Source organism: Streptomyces sp. NPDC057010, from assembly GCF_042673805.1.
GTDB lineage: Bacteria > Actinomycetota > Actinomycetes > Streptomycetales > Streptomycetaceae > Streptomyces.
Genome location: NZ_JBHUSC010000101.1, coordinates 1 through 8,696 on the forward strand (window position 1 = coordinate 1; position 8,696 = coordinate 8,696).

Here is an 8,696-nt window from a genome sequence, read left to right on the forward strand (position 1 = left end):
GCGTTTGAGGCCGCGGGGCAATTTCAGCCTCGCCGGCGTTTGAGGCGCGGGGTCTGGGGCGGAGCCCCAGGTCCCGGCGGAGCCGGGCTTCCCGGCCCCGCTCCCGCGTCGCGCGGGCCGAGGCGGAGCCCCAGGTCCCGGCGGAGCCGGGCTGCCCAGCGGGGGTCAGCCCCGGACGCCGCACAGGTGCAAGAGCGCGGCCACACCCCGGTAGGGATCGGTACGGCCCGCCCGGTCCTCGGCGGCCAGCAGCCGCTCCAGTTCCTCGTCGGGCGGCAGCGTCTCCCCGGCCTCGGTGCCGTCGGTGAAGACCCGCACCCCGTACCAGGCCTGCAGCGGCGCCCCGATCCCGGACAGCGTGGCCGTCAGGCCGGACAGCCGGTCGGCGCGCACGTCCAGGCCGAGCCGGTTCGTGTAGTCGGTGCTGTCGAAGGCGGCCAGCGCGCCCTTCCAGTCGGCGTCCATCCCCGGCCGCATGGCGAGCGCGTCGCCGTTGCGGACCAGCAGCGAGAGGAGGCCGCCGGGGGCGAGCATGCGGGCCAGCCCGGCGAGCATGGCATCGGGCTCGGGCACGTACATCAGCACCCCGTGGCACAGCACCACGTCGAAGCTGCCCGGCAGGAAGTGGGCGCCGGTCTCGCGGCCGTCGCCCTCCATGAGCCGGACCCGGTCGCGGATGCCCGCGGGCTCCCGTTCCAGGGCCTCGCGGGCCACGGTCAGCATCGCGGGGTCCTGCTCCAGGCCCGTGACCTTGTGGCCGGCGCGGGCCAGGCGCAGCGCCTGCGTGCCCTGGCCCATGCCGACGTCGAGCACGCGCAGCCGCTGCCCCACCGGGAAGCGGTGCGCGATCTGCTCGTCGACCTGGCGGCCCACGAGTTCCTGCCGGACGGCGTTACGGAGCCCGCCCAGGCCCTCCAGCCAGAGCCGGGCGCCCTCGGAAAATCCGCTCAGGGCCGTTCCCCACGCTTGACCTGCGGCTTCGGCAGGCGCAGCCGGCGCATCTGGAGGGTGCGCATGAGGCCGTACGCGACGGCGCCGCGGCGCGGCTCGTTCGCGAAGCGCTCGTTCAGCGCCTTGCGGAGGCGGAACACGAGGCCGATGGAGTCGACGATGATCAGGGCGATCACGGCCAGCCACAGCAGCAGCGCGATGTTCTGGATCGACGGCACCCGGATCATGCTCAGGACGAGGATGACCACGGCCAGCGGCAGGAACATTTCGGCGACCGAGAAGCGGGAGTCGACGAAGTCGCGGACGAAGCGGCGGACGGGGCCCTTGTCACGGGCGGGCAGGTAGCGCTCGTCGCCGTTGGCCAGCGCCTCGCGCTGCTTGGTCATTTCCACGCGACGGCGCTCACGGGCTCGCTTGGCATCCTCCTTGCGGTTGCCGGTCGAGGCCACCACGGCCTTGCGCTGCGACTGGGCCACAGCACGCTTCGGCGTAGGGCGGCCCTTCGGGGCCTGCGGGTCACGGGGCTGCGAGAGGTCGGCGGTCACCTTGTCGGTGGCGGCGGCCTTCTCTTCCTTGGAGGAGCGGTTCCCAAACACAAAACCCAAGCCTACGTGGTTGCGGGCACGGGCCCCACCCCGCCGGGGAACGATCCGGCAACGGCGGGCGTCTTCCCATTGCACGGTTCGGGGGCCCACCTACTCCTTACGCCTGACACGGCCGGGACTCAGTCGTCCTGGAGGAGGAGCGCATCCGTCCTCGAACAGTGCGGTAATGGAGACAGGGCCCGTACTGTGGGTTCTGTCGGTGACCTGGAGCACAGTCCGTCTAGAAGGGGGCGCGCGAAGCCCATGAGCGGTGTCATGAAGCGTATGGGGATGATCTTCCGCGCGAAGGCGAACAAGGCCCTGGACCGGGCCGAGGACCCGCGCGAAACCCTCGACTACTCGTACCAGAAGCAGCTCGAACTGCTGCAGAAGGTGCGCCGCGGAGTCGCCGACGTGGCGACCTCCCGCAAGCGCCTGGAGCTCCAGCTGAACCAGCTCCAGGGGCAGTCCGCCAAGCTGGAGGACCAGGGCCGCAAGGCGCTCGCCCTGGGCCGCGAGGACCTGGCCCGCGAGGCCCTGTCCCGCCGCGCCTCGCTGCAGCAGCAGGTCAGCGACCTGGAGGTGCAGCACCAGACCCTTCAGGGCGAGGAGGAGAAGCTCACCCTCGCCGCGCAGCGGCTCCAGGCCAAGGTGGACGCCTTCCGCACGAAGAAGGAGACCATCAAGGCCACCTACACGGCGGCCCAGGCGCAGACCCGGATCGCGGAGTCCTTCTCCGGCATCTCGGAGGAGATGAGCGACGTCGGCCTGGCCATCCAGCGGGCCGAGGACAAGACCGCCCAGCTGCAGGCCCGCGCCGGCGCGATCGACGAGCTGCTGGCCTCCGGCGCGCTCGACGACCAGAGCGGGCTCGGTTCCAAGGACGACATCCAGGCCGAGCTGGACCGCCTGTCGGGCGGTACGGACGTGGAGCTGGAGCTCCAGCGCATGAAGGCCGAGCTGGCGGGCGGCCCCTCCGACCGGCAGCAGGCCATCGAGGGCGGCGCCCCGGGCACCGCTCAGCAGCCGCACACCCAGCACCGGTTCGACAAGCAGTAGGACGGGGCCCGTCATGATTGTCCGCATCATGGGGGAAGGCCAGGTGAAGGTGGCCGACAGCCACTTTCCCGAGCTCAACAAGCTGGACGACGAACTGCTCGCCGAGATGGAGAGCGGTGACGAGGAGGGCTTCCGGCGCACGCTGGGCGCACTGCTCGATGCCGTACGGCGGCTCGGCGAGCCGCTCCCCGATGAGGCGCTGGAGCCGTCCGAGCTGATCCTGCCCGGGGACGACGCGACGCTCGACGAGGTCCGGGAGCTGCTCGGCGACGACGGGCTCATCCCGGGCTGAGCCCAGTCTGAGCCCCGCCACACGGCGACGGGCCCGCCCCCCGGTGTTCCGGGGGCGGGCCCGTCGCCGTACCGCGGTCAGTGCTCGGGCGGTCTCTGCGGGGCGGCGGCCCGCTCCGGGTCCGGGGTGCCGCCGATGAAGTTCTCGAACCTGCGGCGCGGGGCCGCCCACCGCCGGTCGTGGTGGAAGGCGCGCAGTCCGGCCTTGGCGCGGGCGCGCGGGCGTTTCGCGTAGAACTTCTTCGCGTACGGGGATCCGGGCCGGGCCAGCCGGACCGCGCCGATCAGGGCCACGAAGGGGACGACCACGCCGAAGAGGGCGGTGCGCGCCTTGCCCTTCCACAGGGCGATCAGGGCCAGGAAGAAGTTGCCCGCGGTGTTCATGGCGACCAGGCCGCGGCTCTGGCGCTCCTCGGCGGTCAGGTCGTTCACGCCGAAGGGCACGAATCCGCCCAGGACCAGCGCCACCAGGGCGGCCGTCAGCACGACGATCTCCACGCTCTTGCGGCCCTGCTCGCTCCAGTAGACGTCGTCCAGGTGCAGGATCAGCGCGAACTCGTCCAGGACCAGGCCCGCGCCGAGCCCGAAGATGACGGCCGAGAGCATCGCCCCCAGGCCGTGGCGGCCGCTGCCGACGGCGCCGAAACCGCCGATGATCACGAGGATCACGCCGGGCACCACGTGGTGGACGTGCACGCCGCCCGGGGTGATGTTCTTGAAGGGGCCCCGCCCGGCCCGGATCAGCCGGGTGATCATGCGGGTGATCAGGAACGACAGTACGAAGGAGAGCAGCGCGAGGAGCAGGGGCAGCTTCCCCGGTTCGACGATGTTGCGATACCACCAGTGACCCATCCCACTGACTCCCTATTTGGTACGTAATGGGTAATTTACCGTCCGTGGTGAGCGGGTAGCGTTCGCGCCGATGACAGATTCGTTCGAAGACCAGCCGCCGGAGCCGCCCCCGGAGCGCGCCTCGCTCCCCGACGGCCTCCGCTTCGCGTTCGGCACCCTGACCGTGCTGCCCGCCCGCATCACCCGCTGGGACCGCCCCGCGGCCCGCACCGGGATGGCCTGCGCCCCGGTCGCCGGACTGGCCGTCGGCCTGCTCGCCGCCGTGCCCGGGGTCCTCCTGCTCCTGCTCGGCGGGGGCCCGATGCTCGCCGCGGCCGTCACCGTCGCCGTGCCGGCCGCGCTGACCCGCGGCCTGCACCTCGACGGACTCGCCGACACGGCCGACGGCCTGGGCAGCGCCAAACCGGCCGGCGAGGCCCTGCGCATCATGAAGCAGTCCGACATCGGCCCCTTCGGCGTCGTGACCCTGGTCCTCCTGCTGCTGGTGCAGGTGGCCGCCCTCTCCGAGGCGTACTCCGGCAGCTGGATCCGCGGCGCCCTCGCCGCCGTGACCGCCGCCGTGACCGCCCGCCTCGCCATGACCCTCGCCTCCCGCGAAGGGGTGCCGCCCGCCCGCCCCGAGGGGCTCGGCGCGGCGGTCGCCGGAGTGGTCCCGCGCCGTGCGGCCGCCGCCGTCACCGCGCTCGCCGTGGTCCTGGCCGCGGCCGCCGCCCTCCCGCTCGGGCTGCCGGCCGCCGGCCGGCACGCCGCCGCAGTCCTGGCCGCCCTGCTCGCCGCGGAACTGCTGCTGCGCCGCTGCGTCCGGCGCTTCGACGGGGTCACCGGCGACGTCTTCGGAGCCCTGGCCGAGGTCTCCGCGACCACCGCCCTGATCGTCCTCGCACTGGGCTGACCGGCCCGGCGGCAGCAGCCCGCGTACCCTCACCCCGTGGACCACACTCCGACGGACCCGACCCCCGCCGCCCCCGCCACGCCCATTCGGGTGCTGCTCGCCGACGACCAGGCACTGCTGCGCAGCGCCTTCAAGGTGCTCGTCGACTCCGAGCCGGACATGGAGGTCGTCGGAGAGGCCTGCGACGGGGCCCAGGCCTTCGAACTCGCCCGCAGCGCACGCCCCGACGTCGTCCTCATGGACATCCGGATGCCCGGCACCGACGGGCTCGCCGCCACCCGCATGATCAGCGGCGATCCCGGACTCGCCGCCGTGCGCGTGGTGATGCTGACGACCTTCGAGGTCGACGAGTACGTCGCCGCCGCCCTGCGCGCCGGCGCCTCCGGCTTCCTCGGCAAGGGCGCCGAGCCCGAGGAGCTCCTCAACGCCATCCGCGTCGCGCACGCGGGCGAGGCCCTGCTCTCCCCGGCCGCCACCAAGGGGCTCATCGCCACCTTCCTCGCGCAGGGCGGCGGCGCCGACCCGGCCGCCGCCGCGGCCGCGGCCGGCACGCACGCGCAGCGGCTCGCCGCACTGACCGTCCGGGAGCGCGAGGTCCTCGTACACGTCGCCGCCGGACTGTCCAACGACGAGATCGCCGGGCGGCTGGAGGTCAGCCCGCTCACCGTCAAGACCCACGTCAACCGGGCCATGGCCAAGCTCGGCGCCCGCGACCGCGCCCAATTGGTGGTCATAGCCTACGAATCGGGACTGGTCCGGCCCCGGTCGGAATAGCGGCGCAGTAGTGCGGCGTACTGCGGACGCGGTATGCCGCACATAAGGACGGGACCTGCGAGCGACGCGGCGGCGCCGTGTCATGGACAAGGCTGAAAAGGCCCTCGCCTCCGCCACTGCAGAGAGATCCCACACCCATGTCCTGGCTGTCCCGCTTCAGCCTTGCCCAAAGGGCGTTGATCGGCCTCGTGTCGCTCGTCGCGCTCCTCTTCGGCGCCATAGCCATCCCGCAGCTCAAGCAGCAGCTGCTGCCCTCCATCGAACTGCCGATGGTGTCCGTGCTCGCGCCGTACCAGGGCGCCTCGCCCGACGTGGTGGAGAAGCAGGTCGTCGAACCGATCGAGGCCACGCTCAAGGGCGTCGACGGCATCACCGGCATCACCTCCACCGCCAGCGAGGGCAACGCCCTCATCATGGCCACCTTCGACTACGGCGACGCCGGCACCAAGCAGCTCGTCGCCGACGTCCAGCAGGCCGTCAACCGGGCCCGCGTCCGGCTGCCCGCCGAGGTGGACCCGCAGGTGGTGGCCGGCTCCACCGACGACATCCCGACCGTCATCCTCGCCGTCACCTCCGACAAGGACCAGCAGGCGCTCGCCGACCAGCTGGAACGTTCCGTCGTCCCCGTCCTGTCCGACATCGAGGGCGTCGGCCAGGTCACCGTCGACGGAGTCCAGGACCTCCAGGTCACCGTCACCCCCGACAACGCCAGGCTCGCGGCCGCCGGCCTCGACGGCGCCGCCCTCGCCCAGGGCCTCCAGGCGGGCGGCGCGACCGTGCCCGCCGGCTCCTTCGACGAGGAGGGCAAGAACCGCACCGTCCGCGTCGGCGCCGGCTACACCTCCCTCGCCCAGATCGAGGACCTGCGCCTGAGCGCCGGCCCCGGCAAGCCGGCCGTCCGCCTCGGCGACGTGGCCACCGTGAAGCAGGAGGCCGCCAAGGCCGTCTCCATCACCCGCACCAACGGCAAGCCCAGCCTCGCCCTCGTCCTCACCATGGACAAGGACGGCAGCGCCGTCGCCATCTCCGACGCCGTCAAGGACAAGCTGCCCGAGCTGCGCTCCACCCTCGGCGCCGGCGCCGAGCTCACCGTCGTCAGCGACCAGGGCCCGGCCGTCGCCAAGTCCATCTCCAGCCTCACCACCGAGGGCATGCTCGGCCTGCTCTTCGCGGTGATCGTGATCCTGGTCTTCCTCGCCTCGCTGCGCTCGACGCTGGTCACCGCGGTCTCCATCCCGCTGTCCGTCGTCCTCGCGCTCATCGTGCTGTGGACCCGCGACCTCTCGCTCAACATGCTGACGCTGGGCGCCCTCACCATCGCCATCGGCCGCGTCGTCGACGACTCGATCGTGGTCCTGGAGAACATCAAGCGCCACCTCGGCTACGGCGAGGAACGCGAGAGCGCCATCATCACCGCGGTCAAGGAGGTCGCCGGCGCGGTCACCTCCTCCACGCTGACCACCGTCGCCGTCTTCCTGCCGATCGGCCTCGTCGGCGGCATGATCGGCGAGCTCTTCGGCTCCTTCTCCCTCACCGTCACCGCCGCCCTGCTGGCCTCGCTGCTCGTCTCGCTGACGGTCGTACCGGTGCTCTCGTACTGGTTCCTGCGCGCACCGAAGGGTGCCGCGGAGGATCCGGAACGGGCCCGGCGCGAAGCCGAGGAGAAGGAGGCGCGCAGCCGCCTCCAGAAGCTGTACGTCCGCGTCCTGGGCTTCGCCACCCGGCGCCGCCTGACCAGCGTGGCGATCGCGGTCGTCATCCTCGTCGGCACCTTCGGGATGACCCCGCTGCTGAAGACCAACTTCTTCGACCAGGGCGAGCAGGACGTCCTGACGGTCAAGCAGGAGCTGGCCCCCGGCACCTCGCTGGCCGCCTCCGACGAGGCGAGCCGCAAGGTCGAGAAGGCGCTCGCCTCGGTCGACGGCGTCAAGAGCTACCAGGTCACCGTCGGCTCCTCCGGCTTCCTCGCGGCCTTCGGCGGCGGTACGGGCTCCAACCAGGCCTCGTACCAGGTCACTCTGGAGGACTCGGGCGACGCGGAGGCCGTGAAGAAGCGGATCGAGGGCGAGCTGGCCAAGCTCGACGGCATCGGCGAGACCCGGATCGCCGCGGGCAACGGCTTCGGCAACCAGAACCTCAGCGTGGTCGTCAAGGCGGGCGACGGCGAGGTCCTCGCCAAGGCCGCCGAACAGGTGCGTGCCGAGGTGGCCACCCTCAAGAACGTCACCGACGTACAGAGCGACCTGTCCCAGTCCGTGCCGCGGATCTCGGTCACCGCCACCCCCAAGGCCGCGGACGCGGGCCTGAACCAGGCCGCGCTCGGCGCGATCGTCGCGCAGGCCGTACGGGGCAACCCGGCCGGCAAGGCCGTACTGGACAACACCGAGCGGGACATCGTCATCCGCTCCGCGCAGCCCGCCACCACCCTGGCCGAACTCCAGGCGCTCCCGGTCGGCCCGCTCAGGCTCGGCGACATCGCCGACGTCAAGGTGGTCCCCGGGCCGGTCGCGATGACCCGGATCGACGGCGCCCGCGCCGCCACCATCACCGCGAAGCCGGTCGGCGACAACACCGGCGCGGTCAGCTCCGACCTCCAGACGAAGATCAAGGCCCTGGACCTGCCGGAGGGCGCCACCGCCTCCATCGGCGGCGTCTCGGAGGACCAGGACGAGGCCTTCGCCTCGCTGGGCCTGGCCATGTTCGCGGCCATCGCGATCGTGTTCATGCTGCTCGTCGCGACCTTCCGGTCGCTGGTGCAGCCGCTGATCCTGCTGGTCTCGATCCCGTTCGCGGCGACCGGCGCGCTCGGCCTGCTGCTGGTCACCGGCACCCCGATGGGCGTCCCGGCGATGATCGGCATGCTGATGCTCATCGGCATCGTCGTGACCAACGCGATCGTCCTGATCGACCTGGTCAACCAGTACCGGGCCCAGGGCCTGGGCGTCGTCGAGGCCGTCGTCGAAGGCGGCCGCCACCGGCTGCGCCCCATCCTGATGACGGCCCTGGCGACGATCTTCGCGCTGCTCCCGATGGCGCTCGGCGTCACCGGCGAGGGCGGCTTCATCTCGCAGCCGCTCGCCGTCGTGGTGATCGGCGGCCTGGTCAGCTCCACCCTGCTGACCCTGCTCCTGGTGCCGACCCTCTACACGATGGTGGAACTCCGCAAGGAACGCCGCCGCGAGAAGAAGACGGCCCGCCTGACGGTGGTCCCGAACCCGGCCCGCTCCTCGGACGAGGAGACCCCGGCCGGCGTCTGACAGGGCCGAACGCCCGGAGGGGCGGCTCCCGTACGG

General features: G+C 72.2%; 8 protein-coding genes. 5 read left to right on the forward strand and 3 right to left on the reverse strand.

The features are described 5' to 3' along the window. Positions 1-165: 165 nt before the first annotated feature. Complete coding sequence (locus ACFTXQ_RS35905) at positions 166-873, reverse strand: class I SAM-dependent methyltransferase (RefSeq protein ID WP_382649684.1); 708 nt, start codon at positions 871-873, stop codon at positions 166-168. A gap of 74 nt (positions 874-947) precedes the next feature. After that, complete coding sequence (locus ACFTXQ_RS35910; protein ID WP_382649686.1) at positions 948-1,556, reverse strand: DUF3043 domain-containing protein; 609 nt, start codon at positions 1,554-1,556, stop codon at positions 948-950. Between the two features lie 243 nt (positions 1,557-1,799). Here ACFTXQ_RS35910 and ACFTXQ_RS35915 point away from each other — a divergent pair, with 243 nt between their 5' ends. Both ACFTXQ_RS35915 and ACFTXQ_RS35920 read left to right on the forward strand, forming a co-directional pair. Beyond that, on the forward strand, positions 1,800-2,594 hold the full coding sequence (locus tag ACFTXQ_RS35915; protein ID WP_382649689.1) for a PspA/IM30 family protein: 795 nt from the start codon (positions 1,800-1,802) through the stop codon (positions 2,592-2,594). A gap of 13 nt (positions 2,595-2,607) precedes the next feature. Further along, positions 2,608-2,886 carry a hypothetical protein gene (locus ACFTXQ_RS35920; protein WP_382649691.1) on the forward strand — a complete coding sequence of 93 codons (279 nt, stop codon included), beginning with the start codon at positions 2,608-2,610 and terminating at the stop codon, positions 2,884-2,886. 77 nt (positions 2,887-2,963) lie between these two features. Here ACFTXQ_RS35920 and ACFTXQ_RS35925 read toward each other — a convergent pair whose 3' ends face one another. Further along, positions 2,964-3,737 carry a hypothetical protein gene (locus tag ACFTXQ_RS35925; RefSeq protein ID WP_382649694.1) on the reverse strand — a complete coding sequence of 258 codons (774 nt, stop codon included), beginning with the start codon at positions 3,735-3,737 and terminating at the stop codon, positions 2,964-2,966. Positions 3,738-3,807: 70 nt separating this feature from the next. Here ACFTXQ_RS35925 and ACFTXQ_RS35930 point away from each other — a divergent pair, with 70 nt between their 5' ends. From ACFTXQ_RS35930 to ACFTXQ_RS35940, 3 genes are all read left to right on the forward strand, one after another. Beyond that, the gene (locus ACFTXQ_RS35930; RefSeq protein ID WP_382649696.1) at positions 3,808-4,629 is read left to right on the forward strand and encodes an adenosylcobinamide-GDP ribazoletransferase; all 822 of its coding nucleotides are present in this window, start codon (positions 3,808-3,810) and stop codon (positions 4,627-4,629) included. A gap of 36 nt (positions 4,630-4,665) precedes the next feature. Beyond that, positions 4,666-5,403 carry a response regulator gene (locus tag ACFTXQ_RS35935; RefSeq protein WP_382649699.1) on the forward strand — a complete coding sequence of 246 codons (738 nt, stop codon included), beginning with the start codon at positions 4,666-4,668 and terminating at the stop codon, positions 5,401-5,403. A gap of 137 nt (positions 5,404-5,540) precedes the next feature. Continuing rightward, positions 5,541-8,660, forward strand: a complete 3,120-nt coding sequence (locus tag ACFTXQ_RS35940; protein ID WP_382649702.1) for an efflux RND transporter permease subunit — start codon at positions 5,541-5,543, stop codon at positions 8,658-8,660. Positions 8,661-8,696 lie beyond the last annotated feature (36 nt).